The 15,117-nt window shown below is 60.9% G+C and carries 16 protein-coding genes; 6 read left to right on the forward strand and 10 right to left on the reverse strand.

Annotated features, from left to right (window positions below; all coding sequences use genetic code 11):
• From APH41_RS16875 to APH41_RS16890, 4 genes are all read right to left on the reverse strand, one after another.
• Positions 1-898, reverse strand: an 898-nt coding sequence (locus tag APH41_RS16875; protein ID WP_054920203.1) for a TRAM domain-containing protein, incomplete at its 3' end; no start/stop codon positions are given.
• On the reverse strand, positions 898-1,800 hold the full coding sequence (gene cysM, locus APH41_RS16880) for a cysteine synthase CysM (protein WP_034128318.1): 903 nt from the start codon (positions 1,798-1,800) through the stop codon (positions 898-900). The genes cysM and APH41_RS16875, both read right to left, overlap by 1 nt.
• A 105-nt stretch (positions 1,801-1,905) precedes the next feature.
• Positions 1,906-2,505 carry a tRNA-uridine aminocarboxypropyltransferase gene (locus APH41_RS16885; protein WP_054920205.1) on the reverse strand — a complete coding sequence of 200 codons (600 nt, stop codon included), beginning with the start codon at positions 2,503-2,505 and terminating at the stop codon, positions 1,906-1,908.
• 7 nt (positions 2,506-2,512) lie between these two features.
• Positions 2,513-3,406, reverse strand: coding sequence for a LysR family transcriptional regulator (locus APH41_RS16890; protein WP_014719406.1), 894 nt, complete (start codon positions 3,404-3,406; stop codon positions 2,513-2,515).
• A 303-nt stretch (positions 3,407-3,709) separates the two neighbouring features.
• On the opposite strand from APH41_RS16890, the gene speB reads away from it, so the two are divergent.
• Both speB and APH41_RS16900 read left to right on the forward strand, forming a co-directional pair.
• A complete protein-coding gene (speB, locus tag APH41_RS16895; RefSeq protein WP_034128315.1) occupies positions 3,710-4,660 on the forward strand; it encodes an agmatinase in 951 nt (316 codons plus the stop codon).
• 163 nt (positions 4,661-4,823) lie between these two features.
• Positions 4,824-6,206 (forward strand): sodium:solute symporter, encoded by a 1,383-nt coding sequence (locus APH41_RS16900; protein WP_054920207.1) that lies wholly within the window; start codon positions 4,824-4,826, stop codon positions 6,204-6,206.
• Between the two features lie 189 nt (positions 6,207-6,395).
• Here the strand turns inward: APH41_RS16900 and APH41_RS29435 are convergent, their stop codons facing one another.
• Complete coding sequence (locus tag APH41_RS29435) at positions 6,396-6,518, reverse strand: PA1414 family protein (RefSeq protein WP_003193089.1); 123 nt, start codon at positions 6,516-6,518, stop codon at positions 6,396-6,398.
• A 142-nt stretch (positions 6,519-6,660) separates the two neighbouring features.
• Positions 6,661-7,554: a LysR family transcriptional regulator gene (locus tag APH41_RS16905; protein ID WP_054920210.1), complete on the reverse strand. Its 894-nt coding sequence runs from the start codon at positions 7,552-7,554 to the stop codon at positions 6,661-6,663.
• Positions 7,555-7,658: 104 nt separating this feature from the next.
• On the opposite strand from APH41_RS16905, the gene APH41_RS16910 reads away from it, so the two are divergent.
• Positions 7,659-8,837, forward strand: a complete 1,179-nt coding sequence (locus APH41_RS16910; RefSeq protein ID WP_054920213.1) for an MFS transporter — start codon at positions 7,659-7,661, stop codon at positions 8,835-8,837.
• On the opposite strand, the gene APH41_RS28250 is transcribed toward APH41_RS16910, so the two are convergent.
• Together APH41_RS28250 and APH41_RS16920 are read right to left on the reverse strand one after the other, a co-directional pair.
• On the reverse strand, positions 8,781-9,179 hold the full coding sequence (locus tag APH41_RS28250; RefSeq protein WP_082430463.1) for a DUF2177 family protein: 399 nt from the start codon (positions 9,177-9,179) through the stop codon (positions 8,781-8,783). The genes APH41_RS16910 and APH41_RS28250 overlap by 57 nt on opposite strands.
• A 159-nt stretch (positions 9,180-9,338) precedes the next feature.
• Complete coding sequence (locus tag APH41_RS16920; RefSeq protein WP_054897831.1) at positions 9,339-10,175, reverse strand: S1 RNA-binding domain-containing protein; 837 nt, start codon at positions 10,173-10,175, stop codon at positions 9,339-9,341.
• Between the two features lie 324 nt (positions 10,176-10,499).
• Here APH41_RS16920 and APH41_RS16925 point away from each other — a divergent pair, with 324 nt between their 5' ends.
• The 3 genes from APH41_RS16925 (at position 10,500) to APH41_RS16935 (ending at position 12,547) form a co-directional block, all read left to right on the forward strand.
• The gene (locus APH41_RS16925) at positions 10,500-10,679 is read left to right on the forward strand and encodes a hypothetical protein (RefSeq protein WP_003193095.1); all 180 of its coding nucleotides are present in this window, start codon (positions 10,500-10,502) and stop codon (positions 10,677-10,679) included.
• Positions 10,680-10,891: 212 nt separating this feature from the next.
• The gene (locus APH41_RS16930; RefSeq protein WP_054920217.1) at positions 10,892-11,614 is read left to right on the forward strand and encodes a TorF family putative porin; all 723 of its coding nucleotides are present in this window, start codon (positions 10,892-10,894) and stop codon (positions 11,612-11,614) included.
• Between the two features lie 66 nt (positions 11,615-11,680).
• Complete coding sequence (locus APH41_RS16935) at positions 11,681-12,547, forward strand: DUF6279 family lipoprotein (RefSeq protein ID WP_054920220.1); 867 nt, start codon at positions 11,681-11,683, stop codon at positions 12,545-12,547.
• 13 nt (positions 12,548-12,560) lie between these two features.
• On the opposite strand, the gene APH41_RS16940 is transcribed toward APH41_RS16935, so the two are convergent.
• On the reverse strand, positions 12,561-13,388 hold the full coding sequence (locus APH41_RS16940) for a copper resistance protein B (protein WP_054920222.1): 828 nt from the start codon (positions 13,386-13,388) through the stop codon (positions 12,561-12,563).
• Positions 13,389-13,398: 10 nt separating this feature from the next.
• On the reverse strand, positions 13,399-15,114 hold the full coding sequence (locus APH41_RS16945; RefSeq protein WP_054920224.1) for a copper resistance system multicopper oxidase: 1,716 nt from the start codon (positions 15,112-15,114) through the stop codon (positions 13,399-13,401).
• Positions 15,115-15,117 lie beyond the last annotated feature (3 nt).

A 15,117-nucleotide genomic window follows, 5' to 3' on the forward strand; every position in this document is an offset into this window, starting at 1 on the left:
GCCATTGCAGCGCGTGGGCGACCATCGCCTGGTTGACCCCGGCGTTGACCTGCACAAAGTCGCCCGGCCGGTACGCCAGCTCCAGATCCCACGCCTCCAAACGGAAGCCCAAGGCCTGACCCGGCTCGACGGGCTCCGGCTGCCCTTCCCCGTGCAGCCACAATTGGGCGTCATGGAAGGTGCAGAATTCCTTGAGGATCTGCAGGTCAGCCTCGGACAACGGCGCCATATGCCGCAGCAACACGGCGATGGACGAGCCGCTGAACAACTCGACATGCCCCAACGCCTGCGGTTTACTCAAGCGACGCAGCATCGTTGGCAAACGCTGCATGATCGGTTGCAAGGCCTGTACCAGCACCGGGCAATCATCGATAGCGACGATGTCCTGACTGGCCACGGCGCGAAAACCCACTTCGAGTTTCTTTGCCTTGGCGTCCCAACGTACGGCCACACGGGCGCGGCGCCGATAACCGAACTCCGGCCCGCTCAACGGCGCTGCCCACTCCTGTGGCTCGACACCGGCCACCCGGGACAATTGCTCGGCAAGCATGCGCTGTTTCAGGGCAAGTTGTTCTTCATGGGGCAGGTGCTGCACGCTGCAACCGCCGCAGCGGCCAACATGGGCGCAGGGTGCCGGGCGACGCAACTCGCTGGCCTGGAACACCCGCTCGGTGCGCGCCTCGACCACTTTGCCATGGGCGCCCAACACCCGTGCTTCCACCTCTTCGCCGGCCAACGCACCGTTCACAAACCAGGTGCGGCCTTCAAAGAACACGATGCCCCGGCCATCATTGGCCAGACGCTCGATGGTCAGGCGCTGTTTCTTGCCCACGGGTATCTGTGGGGCCCGGCTGCCGCCCGTCGGTTGGAAGCGCAGGCCTCTCTCGTGCTTGGCCATCAGTTGGGTTCGTCGAAAATGCCGGTCGACAGGTAACGGTCGCCTCGGTCACAGATGATCGCGACGATCACCGCGTTTTCCACTTCTTTGGACAAGCGCAACATACCGGCCACGGCGCCACCGGAGGACACGCCGCAGAAGATGCCCTCTTCACGGGCCAGGCGGCGCGTGGTGTCTTCGGCTTCGCGCTGGGCCATGTCGATGATGCGGTCTACCCGCGTCGCGTTGTAGATCTTCGGCAAATACTCTTCGGGCCAACGACGAATACCCGGGATGGCCGCGCCTTCCATCGGTTGCAGGCCGACGATCTGGATCGCCGGGTTCTGCTCCTTGAGGTAGCGCGAGTTGCCCATGATGGTACCGGTGGTGCCCATGGAGCTGACGAAGTGAGTGATGGTGCCCTGGGTCTGGCGCCAGATCTCCGGGCCGGTGCTGGTGTAGTGCGCCTCGGGGTTGTCGCCATTGGCGAACTGATCGAGCACCACGCCACGGCCTTCGGCGGCCATGCGCTCGGCAAGATCACGGGCGCCTTCCATGCCTTCTTCCTGGGTCACCAGGATCAGCTGGGCGCCATAGGCGGTCATCGCCGCCTTGCGCTCGGCGCTGCCGTTGTCGGGCATGATCAGCACCATCTTGTAACCCTTGATCGCTGCGGCCATGGCGAGGGCGATCCCGGTGTTACCCGAGGTGGCTTCGATCAGGGTGTCGCCGGGTTGGATCTGCCCACGCAACTCGGCGCGGGCGATCATCGACAGCGCCGGGCGGTCTTTGACCGAGCCGGCCGGGTTGTTGCCCTCGAGTTTGAGCAACAGGGTATTGCTGGTTTCACCCGCCATGCGTTGCAAGCGGACCAGGGGCGTGTTGCCGACACAATCGGCGATTGTTGGGTACTGCAAGGTCATGGCGTATTCGCAATCCAGACTGCGGGGCGCACATCATACCGGGAAAGGCCGGCGGGCCATATCACGCAAAGTGTGGTGCTTATGGCTTAAAGGCATAAGCCGGGTTTATGTCGGGTCGCCATGGTTGCGCTGGAATACTTCATCGCCCATCGCAGCAATCTGCCCTTCGATCAGCGCTTCAAAGGGTTTGAGCAGTGGCTCGAAGGACGTCGGCGCTTCCAATACCTGCAACGCTTGCGTGATCGCTTCGACCGTCGACAAGGCGCCAGGCCCCGGCGCCTTGCGCAAGCGATAGCGGGAAACGCTGCCTTCAGCCAACGTCACCCGGGGCAATGCCGCCAGCAAAGGGTTGAGGTGCAGCAGTTTGCGCGCCTTGCGCCAGGTGCCATCGGGAACCACCAACAGCAGTGGCTGATCGTCAGGTGCGTAGGCGTGCAGCGGCTCGGCGTCATCCGCCGGAAACAACAGGCGTGCCCGATAGCCAGGCGGGTTCAATAGCGTCGCAAGGTCATCAAACACCTCCCCCACCACCAACTGCGCGTTGTTCAGGCCCAACGCCGCCAACCGTGCAGTATTGAGCGCATGGCCGACCTCGCTCGGGTGCTGCAACACCAACACACGAGTGCGGCTGTCAAGGTGGGGGATCAGCGCACAAAGGCAGTGCGTGGTCGGGCGCAGGCAGCGCGGGCAATGGGGTCGGGACATGGTGTTTTCAGGCCTGGTTGAGCTGGGTCTTGAGCAAATCGCGGAAGGTCTGGATCAGTGGCTCGCGGCTGCGGCCACGGCGCATGATCAGCGAAAACGGCGCCTGGTAGCCGAAGGTCGCCGGCAGCAAAACGCGCAGGTCGCCCTTGTCAGCCCAGGCCTGGGCGTAGTGTTCGGGCAGGTAGCCAATATAAGCGCCCGACAGCACCAGAATCAGTTGCGCCTCCATACTTTCCACCGTGGCAGCGCTGTGCTTGAAGCCGTGGCGCGCCAACTCCGCCTGGCTCCAGTAACCCCGCCCGACCATGCGTTGCTGGGTGATCACTTGTTCCGGGATGCGCCGCTCGTTGAACAATGGGTGCCGGTTGCTGCAATACAACCAGTGCTGTTCGCGGTACAGCGGCATGTAGACCAGCCCGCTCATGCGGTTGGAGAACGCACCGATGGCCAGGTCCAGGCGGTTGTCCTGCACCCCCAGTTGCAATTCGTAGGGGCTCATCACCGACAGGTGCAAATGCACTGCCGGGTGCTCCAGGCTGTATGCGCCAATCACTTCGGCGAACGGCAAGGCCTTGTCGCTGACGGTGGAGTCGAGCACTCCGAGCTTGAGGGTGCCGCGCAATTCGCCTTTCAACGCAGCGGCGTATTGCTCGAAACCTTCGAGTTCGCCCAACAGGCGCAGGGTTTCCTGATGAAACAGCTCACCCTTGCTGGTCAGGCTGAAGCCGCCACGGCCACGATGGCACAGCACCAGGCCCAAGGCTGACTCGAGTTGGCTCATGTAGGTGCTGATGGCCGACGTCGACAGGTTGAGCTCGTGCTGGGCGTTGGCAAACCCTTGGTGGCGCACGACGCTGACGAAGATGCGCAGGAGTTTCAGGTCGGGCAAGGCGTTGGCCATGGGGGCTCCAATGAAGCGTGACGCAGAGCATCACAGGATGCATCCCCACGCAGAGCGTGGGAACGATCAACTGTAGGAGCGAGCTTGCTCGCGAAAAACCTGAGGACGCCGCGTACATTCTGGGGCTGCGCATCATCGTTGACGTTTTTCGCGAGCAAGCTCGCTCCTACAGGGATCAGGGAGTTTAACTCAGGCTTTAGTTTAGAAAAATCTGAACTAAGTATTTGCCTCTGCCGATTCTTCCTAAGCCAGGCTTTTCGCAGAATCGGCCATCAATAAACAAAACAACGATGAGGCAATCCCGTGGACAAGATTTTCCACCAACCACTGGGCGGCAACGAAATGCCGCGCTTCGCCGGCATCGCCACCATGATGCGTCTTCCCCACCTGCAAACCGCCAAGGGCCTGGATGCCGCCTTCGTCGGCGTGCCGCTGGATATCGGCACCTCGCTGCGCGCCGGTACGCGCTTCGGCCCACGGGAAATCCGCGCCGAGTCGGTGATGATCCGTCCCTACAACATGGCCACCGGCGCCGCACCGTTCGACTCACTGTCGGTGGCCGATATCGGCGACGTGGCGATCAATACCTTTAACCTGCTCGACGCGGTGCGGATCATCGAAGAGGCCTACGACGAGATCCTCGAGCACGACGCCATCCCCCTGACCCTGGGTGGCGACCACACCATCACCCTGCCGATCCTGCGGGCGATCCACAAAAAACATGGCAAGGTCGGGCTGGTGCACATCGATGCCCACGCCGACGTCAACGACCATATGTTCGGCGAGAAAATTGCCCACGGCACCACCTTCCGCCGCGCCGTGGAAGAAGGCTTGCTCGATTGCGACCGCGTGGTGCAGATCGGCCTGCGCGCCCAGGGCTATACCGCCGAAGACTTCAACTGGAGCCGCAAGCAAGGCTTCCGCGTGGTCCAGGCCGAAGAATGCTGGCATCACTCCCTCGCGCCGCTGATGGCCGAAGTGCGAGAAAAAGTCGGCGGCGGCCCGGTGTACCTGAGCTTCGACATCGACGGCATCGACCCCGCCTGGGCACCCGGCACCGGCACCCCGGAAATCGGCGGGCTGACCACCATCCAGGCCATCGAAATCATCCGTGGCTGCCAGGGCCTCGATCTGATTGGTTGCGACCTGGTAGAAGTTTCGCCGCCTTACGACACCACCGGCAATACCTCGTTGCTGGGCGCCAACTTGCTGTACGAGATGCTCTGCGTACTGCCTGGCGTCGCGCATCGCTGATGAGGCGAACGCGCTGAGAACAATAAAAACCGCGTCTTCACACTCATAACCAAGGGGGGTCGCACAGATCCCCGACAACGATGTACCTGACTTTCGCTCGCGTATTTACCGAGCCAGCTGCCGCCTGATCGCCCATAAAAAATATAATCGGAGAACCGCCGTCATGGCTTTGGATTTATTCGTCGTACTCATCTACGCCGCCGGCATGCTGGTGCTCGGCTACTACGGCATGCGTCGCGCCAAGACCCACGAAGACTACCTGGTCGCCGGCCGCAACCTCGGCCCATCGCTGTACATGGGCACCATGGCCGCCACGGTGCTGGGCGGTGCCTCCACCGTCGGCACCGTGCGCCTGGGATATGTGCATGGTATTTCGGGTTTCTGGCTGTGCGCCGCGCTCGGCGCGGGCATCATTGCCCTGAACCTGTTCCTGGCCAAGCCCCTGTTGAAGCTGAAAATCTTCACCGTCACCCAGGTCCTGGAAAAACGCTACAACCCCATGGCCCGCCAGGCCAGCGCGGTGATCATGCTGGCCTACGCCCTGATGATCGGCGTGACCTCGATCCTGGCCATCGGCACCGTGCTGCAAGTGCTGTTCGACCTGCCGTTCTGGATGTCGGTACTGGTGGGCGGCGGCGTGGTGGTGGTGTATTCGACCATCGGTGGCATGTGGTCGCTGACCCTCACCGATATTGTGCAATTCGTGATCAAGACCGTCGGCCTGATGTTCATCCTGTTGCCGATCTGCCTGTACCGCGTCGGCGGCTGGGATGAACTGGTGGCCAAGCTACCAGCGTCAAACTTCAGCTTCACCGCGATCGGCTGGGACACGATCATCACCTACTTCATGATCTACTTCTTCGGCATCCTGATCGGCCAGGATATCTGGCAACGGGTCTTCACCGCCCGTGACGAAAAGGTCGCCCAGTACGCAGGCACTTTCGCCGGCTTCTATTGCATCCTGTACGGCCTGGCCTGTGCGCTGATCGGCATGGCTGCCCATGTGCTGATCCCGGACCTAGACAACGTCAACAATGCCTTCGCCGCGATCGTCAAAGCTTCGCTGCCGGACGGCATTCGCGGCCTGGTCATCGCCGCCGCGCTGGCCGCCATGATGTCCACCGCCAGCGCCGGCCTGCTCGCCGCCTCCACCGTATTGACCGAAGACCTGCTGCCCCGCCTGCGCGGCGGCAAGGCGTCGAGCCTGCGCATCAACCGCCTGTTCACCCTGTTGACCGGCGTTGCCGTGCTGGGTATCGCATTGGTGGTGAACGATGTGATCAGCGCCCTGACCCTGGCCTATAACCTGTTGGTGGGCGGTATGTTGGTGCCCTTGATCGGCGCGATCTTCTGGAAGCGCGCGACCACCTCGGGCGCAATCACGTCCATGAGCCTGGGCTTTATGACCGCGCTGGTATTTATGTTCAAGGATGGGTTGGATGCAAATACGCCGATCTACTACAGCCTGGCGGTGGCGCTGGTGAGCTTTGTACTGGTGAGTTTGCTGTCGCGTCGGCCGGCCAAGGTGGCGGCTGCGGTGGTTTGAGCTATAACAAGGGCGGGGATATTTTTTTCAGCGGGCGCGACGTCGGAGGTCGCGCCCGTTTTTTTCGCCTGGTGCAAAACAACTGTGGGAGCGGGCTTGCTCGCGAAAGCGGTGTGTCATTCAACCTTATTTTGGCTGATACACCCTATTCGCGAGCAAGCCCGCTCCCACATTTTTTAGACCGCGTGATTAGCGGCGACGTGGCCGACGTTGCTCGTCATCCGTGCGAATCGGCACCGGTTGCAGCGGAGGCTCGATCAAGCCCAATGCAACGCCGAGGTCGTGGAGCCAGTTTTGGATTTTCTCTTTCATGATTGCCCCCTTTGAGGGTAGTGCTGGCCGGCGTGAGTACTGTCGCCGTTTCCTACAGTGATAGTAGCCCTAAGTCCTAGGTAATGCTTGAAGGAAACCACAACGAACTATTACTGAATTGATCCGAATCCTGACGGATCGTTCAAGCAATGGCACGTGTGTCTTGCACGCATCGCGGGTTGCCGTCTTGCTGCAGGTCGATCCATGCATTGAGGTTAGCGCCGAGCATGCCCTTTCGCCACATCAGCCAGGTGGTCGCAGTGGCAAAAGGCCCAGTCAGCGGATGAACGGACACGCTGTCCTTGCCGGGCAGGCTTGCGAGCATGGACTCAGACATCAACGCCACGCCGGAACCTGCGATCACGCAGGCGAGCATGCCTTGGTAGGACTCGATCTCGATCGCCCGCCCCATCGCCACACGCTCATGGGAAAACCAGGTTTCCAGGCGCGTGCGGTAGGCGCAACTGCGCCGGAACGTGAACACTGCACGGCCCGCCACATCCTGGGGGCCACGCACCGGCGGATGATCGGCCTCGCAAATCAGCACCAGGCGCTCTTCGCACAGCGGTACGCCATCCAGGGTGGCGATGGTCAGCGGGCCGTCGACGAAGGCTGCATCCAGGCGCCCGGTAATCAGCCCTTCCAGCAACTCCCCACTGGGTGCCGACTGCACCTGAAGGTTCACCATGGAGTAAGTCTTGTGATAGCGCGCCAGCAGCTTCGGCAAATGAACCGCGGCGGTGCTGTACATGCTGCCCAATACGAAATCACCGGCCGGTTGCCCGCCTTGTACGGCGCCGTGTGCTTCATCATGCAGCGCCAGCAGGCGAGTGCTGTAGTCCAGCAGTACCTTGCCCGCCGGAGAAAGCTGCAAACGCTGGCGCTCGCGCACGAACAGGTCGACACCCAATTGCTCTTCCATTTGTTTAAGCCGGGTCGACAGGTTGGACGGCACGCGGTGCAGGCGCTCGGCGGCACGGGTAATGGAGCCCTCTTCCGCCACAGCCTGGAAAATGCGCAATTGACTGAACTCCATTACTTTCTCCAAAACTGAACAAGTTACTCACTATTATTCAATTTTACAGAAAGTCAATCCATCTTAGCCTGCAAGGCATTCGCTTCTTTGCAGGAAACCTGAACATGTCCCCGCTGATTCGTTTACTCGCCAGCTCCGTCGCCCTGATGATGGCCATGGGCATTGGCCGCTTCGCCCTGACTCCGCAAATGCCGCATTTGCTCAGTGAAGGCCAGATCGACCTGACCGGCGCTGGCCTGCTCGCTGCCGCCAATTACCTGGGTTATTTCGTCGGCGCGGTGGACTCGATCTTTGCCCGTAGCCATCAGCATGTGCGCGGGCGCCTCTACGGCGGCTTGTGGCTGTGCGTATTGCTGACCCTGGCGTCCTACTGGGCTAACGGGTTCTGGCCGCACTTGTTGCTGCGCTTTGGCACCGGGGTCGCCAGTGCCTGGGCCCTGGTGATGATTACCAGCCTGAGCCAGCCACTGGCGATTGCCGCCGGCCGCCCGCGCCTGGGTGCGCTGGTGTTTGCCGGGCCGGGGTTGGGGATTGTGCTGACGGGGCTGCTGGCGCTGGTGTCGAACCTATTAGGGCAAAGCTCTGCCGCGCTGTGGTTGATCTACGGGACGGTGGCGCTGGTGATGCTGCTGGCGATCCTGCCGTTTTTACCCAAGCCGACCGTCACTGTTACCCAGGTCTCCAGCGCGGGGAGCAACGGCAGCATCGCGCACCTGTGCTGGATTTATTTCCTGTACGGCCTGGGCTACATCATCCCGGCGACTTTTCTGTCGCAGATGGCCAGCGCTCAATTCAACGGGGCCTGGCAGGCCGATCTGTTCTGGCCCTGCTTTGGCCTGGCGGCCGCGCTGGGAGTGGGGGTAGCCAGCCTGCGCCGCAAGCACCCGAACACCACCCGTCGCTGGCTGATGGCGACTTTATGGCTGCAAGCGGCAGGGGTGTTCGCCTGCCTGTTCGGCAATGGCTGGGGCTTGGCGTTGGGCGTTTTGCTGTGCGGTGCGCCATTTCTGGCCTGCATGCAGTTGGTGATGGCGCGATTAAGGGAGGTCGCGCCCCATGGCTACCAACGCAGCACGGGGTTGCTGACCGCCAGCTTCGCCGTCGGCCAATTGAGCGGCCCCCTGTTGGCATCGGTCAGCAGCCATCTCAGTGGCGGCCTGCAACCGGCGTTGGTCGTTGCCGGTACCGGGTTGTTATTAGCCGGTTCAGTACTGATCAACCGCCCTCTACCGCCCCAGCCGATTTGCACACAAGTGGCCAACAGTGCAGCAAATGGCGGTTAGACACGTGCCCCACGCCATGTCCATCAGCGCCAACCCAGCGGACCAGCCTTGAAGCGTGGCCCAGTTGCTCAGGTCATAGGTGCCGTAGGCCACCAGCCCAAGCAAGGCGCCCAAACGCGCAGCGCGCTGCCAACTGGCGCTGGGCACGACCACCAACACTACGCAGCCAAGGACGTACAGGAGATAGAACAATACCGCAGGCAACAGGCGTGGCTGATCAAGCATCAGCGCGCCAAGCAGGGATTTGTAGGTGGGCCCCATGAGCACGCCGAGCCAAAGGCCGTCGAGGACCAGGAAGGCAAGCAAGGTACCGAGGTAGGCATACAACGACTTTCTGGACATGAGCAAGCCCTACTGTGAAGGCAAGCTTGTTGTGGCGAGCAAGCTTGCTTGCGTTGGGGTGCGAAGCGCCCCCAAAAAAGCTTGCGACTGCTACGCAGTCGAGCGGGAGCAAGCTCCCTCGCCACAACAAGCTCGCTCCTACAGGAGAGCGAAGCGTACTCAGCTTAGTTCAATGCGATCCGCATGAATCACGATCTGGCCCTGCTTGTAGAGCGCACCAATGGCCTTCTTGAAGTTGCCCTTGCTCACGCCGAACAAGTTACTGATCACCGCCGGGTCGCTTTTGTCGCTGACCGGCAGGCTGCCATTGTTGTCGCGCAACTTGGCGAGGATCTTCGAGTTCAGGCTGGAGGCCGCTTCCTGGCCCACCGGCTGCAGGCTCAGGCTGATGTTGCCATCGGCGCGGATCTCTTTGATAAAGCCCTTCTCTTCCTTGCCCGGGCGCAGGAACTTGAACACTTCGTTCTTGTGGATCAAGCCCCAGTGCTTGTTGTTGATGATCGCCTTGAAGCCCATGTCAGTGGCTTCGGCCACCAGCAGGTCGACTTCCTGGCCCACCTGATAGTTCGCCGGCGTCTTGTCCAGGTAACGGTCAAGGCGAGCGGTGGCGGTGATGCGCTTGGTGTGCTTGTCGAGGTAGACGTGCACCACGCAATATTCACCCGCGGTCATCTGGCGTTTTTCTTCCGAATAAGGCAGCAGCAGATCCTTGGGCAAACCCCAATCAAGGAAGACGCCAATGCTGTTGACTTCCACAACTTTCAAACTGGCGAATTCACCGACTTGAACTTTGGGCTTTTCGGTGGTGGCGATAAGTTTGTCATCGCTGTCCAGATAAATGAAAACGTTGAGCCAGTCTTCATCTTCACTGGGAATATCTTTAGGGATATACCGATTAGGCAAGAGGATTTCCCCATCTTGCGCACCATCGAGGTACAAACCAAAGTTAGTGTGCTTGACCACTTGCAAGCTGTTGTAGCGCCCGACTAAAGCCATTTCCAATACCCTCATTGCGTGGGCGGCATTCTACCCGAGTTGTGCCCTGCACGCGCACACGCCTGAAAAATCGCGGGCTGGCATGGCGTTCCAGTGGCATCGCCCCACTCGTCTGATCGTTCGGTTCACTTTGAGCAGGCCATCAGCGTGTCCACAAGCCTTGGGTTTCCAGCTAAAACAGTAAGTTAGCGCTTTATTTCAGCGCTGAACTTCGGCTATTTCCAGCCGCGAGCACTTATTCTCGAGGGATATTTGCCAAGCAATTGTCAAGTATTTCCTGTACGATAGCTGGCCAAGTTAATTTTCTACAGGTTAGTGGCCGCCATGCGTGTAAAAGCATCCAACAGCAAAGCAAAGCCAGCTCCCGCCGTTGAAACCAGCGAATCGATCAATAGCCAGATTGCTGCGTTCCTCAAGTCCGGCGGCGAAATCCAGCAAATTGCCAAGGGCGTGAGCGGCCAGACTTTCGGCCCGTCCAAGCAGATCAGCCTGGGCAAGAAGTAATAGTCATACCCGCGCACTGCATCTGGTCCCTAAGCGTCTTGCCTTCGAGGCGCTAGGACTAGAGTTGCCACCCCCTCCCGACACCCTCAATACGCAGCTAATCGACGAACGGGCCTCAATGCCTGGCATTCGCCGGTATCCTTGCACACGTCTAGCACGGGCATCTGCCTGAATCTTTCCGTTACTGCTCCTCGCTTTTCATGGAGTGAAGCATGCTTAAACGCTGTATTTTCGTGGTCAGCATCCTGGTCGCCAGCCCTTTGGCCGAAGCGCATATCTTCCAGCGCGAATTGGGTGACTTCGACCTGAAATTAGGTACAACCCCCAGCCGCACCATGGCCCAGGGCCTGGTCAAGCCGACCGCCCCTGGCAGCGACTCGTTCCACGGAGGCCTGGACCTTACCCACGACAGCGGCCTGTATTTCGGCCAGTTTTCCCCGAACATGGGCCTGTCGTCGGCCAATAACCTTGAAGTCGACTCCTACATGGGCTTCAAGCGTCCGTTCGACCAGACCCTGGGCTATGAAGTCGGCTTGATCCACTACAGCTACCCCAAGCTCAGCCCCCTCGACAGCCAAGAGTTCTACGGCGGGCTGAACCTGTTGGGCAATCGCTTTGGCGTGTCTTTCAGCAACGACCCCGACCGCCAGGACAGCACCCTGTTTGCAGACCTGGGCGGCACCCAGCCTTTCGGCATCGGCGTCAGCATGAAGTACACCACCCATCAACTGGGCACACCGGTCTCGGTAGAGAACGGCGCCATCAGCAGTTTCAGCGATTGGTCGGTACAGTTTTCCCGGGCCTGGAAAGGCATTGACCTGGACCTGATCTACAGCGGCTCCAGCCTCAGCGGCAGTGACTGCTCGGCCTACTCCGGACACAATTCGCAATGTGACGGGCTGTTGACCTTGAAGGCCGTGAGGTCGTTTTATTGATGGGCTGAACTGTCGCACCCCGCGCAGGTTCACATGCATTAACGCCCTCCATGCAAGGACCTGCCCATGTTGCGCCGGCTCAAATTCCTGATGGTACTGCTGACCCTGAGCCTGGTGCTCGCCGGCTGCAATCGCGTAGGCCTGGCCTACCGAAACCTCGACGTGATCATCCCCTGGACCCTCAACGATTACCTGGACATGAATGCCGGGCAAAAGAGCTGGTTCAACGACACCCTCAAGGAGCACCTGGCCTGGCACTGCACCACGCAATTGCCTGGCTACCTGGACTGGCTCGACCGCCTGCAGCAGATGGTCGACAGTAACCAGGTCACCGACGCCGCATTGCAAACCCGTACTGTCGAAGCCAAACAGGCAATTGCCGAGATTGCGCGGGAAATCACGCCCTCAGCTGTGCAATTGCTGCAAGGCCTGGACGATCAGCAGGTCAAGGACATGAGCGATGCTCTGGCCAAGGACCTGCGCAAACGCCAGGACGAATACCTCAAGCCACCACTGGCTCAACAAATCAAGGAACGCGCCGAGCGTATGAGCAAGCGCCTGGACGCCTGGATCGGCCCGTTGAGCCCAGGCCAGCAAAACCGCGTCACGGCCTGGTCGGCCGAGTTGGGCGCGCAAAACCAAGCGTGGATCGGCAACCGCGCCCATTGGCAGGCGCAATTTATCGAGGCGCTGCAACAACGCCACAATGCCGATTTCCCGCAGAAAATCCAGCAACTGCTGGTGGATCGCGAAAGCCTGTGGACCCCACAATACCGCGCCGCCTATGCACAGACCGAAGCCGCCGCGCGCAGCTTGCTCATTGATGTGATGGCCCAAAGCTCCCCAGCGCAGCGCCTGAAACTCACCCAGAAAATCGACAAAGTCCGCAGCGACTTCCAGGCGCTCAAATGCCTGAAAAGCGCACAGTCTTGATGGATGCTTGCGGTCAGAACCATAGGCGCACGCCAACCACCCAGTGCAGTTGGTTAACGTCTTCGCCTTCGTCCCGTGCGTATTGCGCAGTCTGGCCATAAGTGCGGTTCCAGCTGAGCCCGACATAAGGCGCAAACTCGCGGCGAACTTCGTAGCGCAAACGCAAGCCCAGGTCACTTTCCGCCAAGCCCGAACCAACGCCGCGTTGCGGATCGTTCTGCGCATAAAAATTGAGTTCGGCGGTGGGCTGCAGGATCAGGCGATTGGTGAGCAGAATGTCGTAGTCACCCTCAAGGCGTGCGGCCGTATGCCCCGATTCGCCGACAAACAACGTGGCTTCGGCCTCGAAGTTGTAGAGCGCCATGCCTTGTAGGCCAAAGGCCGCCCAGCTCTGGCTGGCACCGGGCTTGAAGTCCTGACGCACGCCGCCGACCACGTCCCACCACGGGCCGATAGCGTGCCCCCATAACGCTTGGGCTTCGGCGCTTTCAGTGCGGCCGGCGCTGCGTTCGCCTTCACTGCGTAGCCACAGCCGGTCGATGTCACCGCCGACCCAACCCTTGATGTCCCAACTCTGCGCGTTGCCGTCGCCGCCCTGCCATTCCAACTGGTTGACCAGCAGCATCGAGTTCACGCCGCTGTCGTGCACCTGATGCCCTCCCGGCGCGTTGTACACCGCTGCGCGCTCTGCGTCGGTCAGCGCCGGAATCGGCGTACGGCTTTGCGTCAGCGCTGGCGTCGCCGGGCTCATGCCCTGAAATTCATCCTCGGCCGCCAACGCCCATGGGGCGAAACCCAGCGTGGCGAAGGCGATGCACAGGGACGAGACGCAACGGTTCATGCTCGCTTCCTTATTCATGCACGCGCACCTCGCGGAACATGCCCATTTCCATGTGGTACAGCAGGTGGCAGTGATAGGCCCAGCGCCCCAAGGCATCAGCGGTGACGCGGTAACTGCGCCGGGAGCCCGGTGGCATGTCGACCGTATGTTTGCGCACCTGGAACTGGCCGTTTTCGTCCTCCAGGTCGCTCCATAAGCCATGCAGGTGAATCGGGTGGGCCATCATGGTGTCGTTGACCAGCACCACCCGCACACGCTCGCCATAAGTCAGTTGCAAAGGCTCGGCATCGGAAAACTTCACGCCATTGAACGACCAGGCGAACTTTTCCATATGCCCGGTGAGATGCAATTCGACGGTGCGCGAGGGATCGCGGCCATCGGGGTCTTCAAAGGTACTGCGCAGGTCGGCATAGGTGAGCACCCGGCGGCCATTGTTGCGCAGGCCGATTCCAGGGTCGTCCAGCTTGGGCATCGGGTTCATCGCCTGCATGTCTACCAGCGGGTTGTTCTGCTCGCTGGCGGGGTGTTTCTGCATCGCCATCGCGCCCATGGCGCTGTGATCCATGCCTTCCATGCCCGGCATATCGGCCATGGCACCGTGGTCCATGCCGCCCATGCCCATGTCATCCATCGTCAGCCACGGGCGCGGATCAAGCGGCGGTACTGAGGCGGTCGCACCCATCTGCCGGGCGAGGGTGCCACGGGCATAGCCTGTGCGGTCCATGGACTGGGCAAACAGGGTGTAGGCCTCTGCCACAGGCTCGACCAGCACATCGTAGGTTTCCGCCACGGCGATACGGAACTCGTCGACGCTTACCGGCTTTACCGGCTGGCCATCCGCGGCGATGACGGTCATCTTCAACCCTGGAATGCGCACATCAAAATAGGTCATCGCCGAACCATTGATAAAACGCAGGCGAATCGTTTCCCCCGTCTTGAACACTCCGGCCCAGTTCTGCCCAGGCGTCTGGCCGTTGAGCAAGTAGGTGTAGGTCTCACCGCTGACGTCCGCAAGGTCGGTGGGGCTCATCTTCATTTGCGCCCACATCAGCCGGTCGGCAGCCGTGGCCGACCAGCCCTGCTTGCCCACATCCCGGATAAAATCGCCCAGGGTGGGTTTGTGCAGGTTGTAGTAATCAGACTGCTTCTTGAGGGTCTTCATCAGGGCGATGGGGTCTTCGTCGGTCCAGTCCGACAGCATCACCACGTAATCGCGCTGGTAGCTATAAGGCTCGGGTTCCTTGGGATCGATAACCAGCGGGCCGTACACGCCCTGCTGCTCCTGAAGCCCGGAATGGCTGTGGTACCAGTAGGTGCCGTGCTGCTTGACCTTGAATTGGTAAACGTAAAGGCCGCCCGGTTCGATGCCCTTGAAGCTCAGGCCGGGCACGCCGTCCATGGTCGATGGCAACAGGATGCCGTGCCAGTGGATCGAGGTGGGCTCGCCAAGACGGTTTTTCACGCGCAGGGTCACGGTGTCGCCTTCGCGCCAGCGTAACAGCGGGCCGGGCAGGCTGCCGTTGACGGTCAACGCGGTGCGCGCACGGCCGGTCAGGTTGACGGGAGTCTGGTCAATAAACAGGTCAAATTCGCTGCCGGCGAGCACCGTGGGCTGGCCGGGGCTGGTCAGTGCCCACACAGGTGGGCGCCAAAGCCCGAGCCCACCCAGCAGGCCGCCTGCGGCCAGGCCTTTGACGAATGTGCGTCTGGAGGTTGTGGAGTGCATGCC

The sequence above is a fragment of the Pseudomonas sp. NBRC 111138 genome (assembly GCF_001320835.1).
GTDB lineage: Bacteria > Pseudomonadota > Gammaproteobacteria > Pseudomonadales > Pseudomonadaceae > Aquipseudomonas > Aquipseudomonas paracarnis.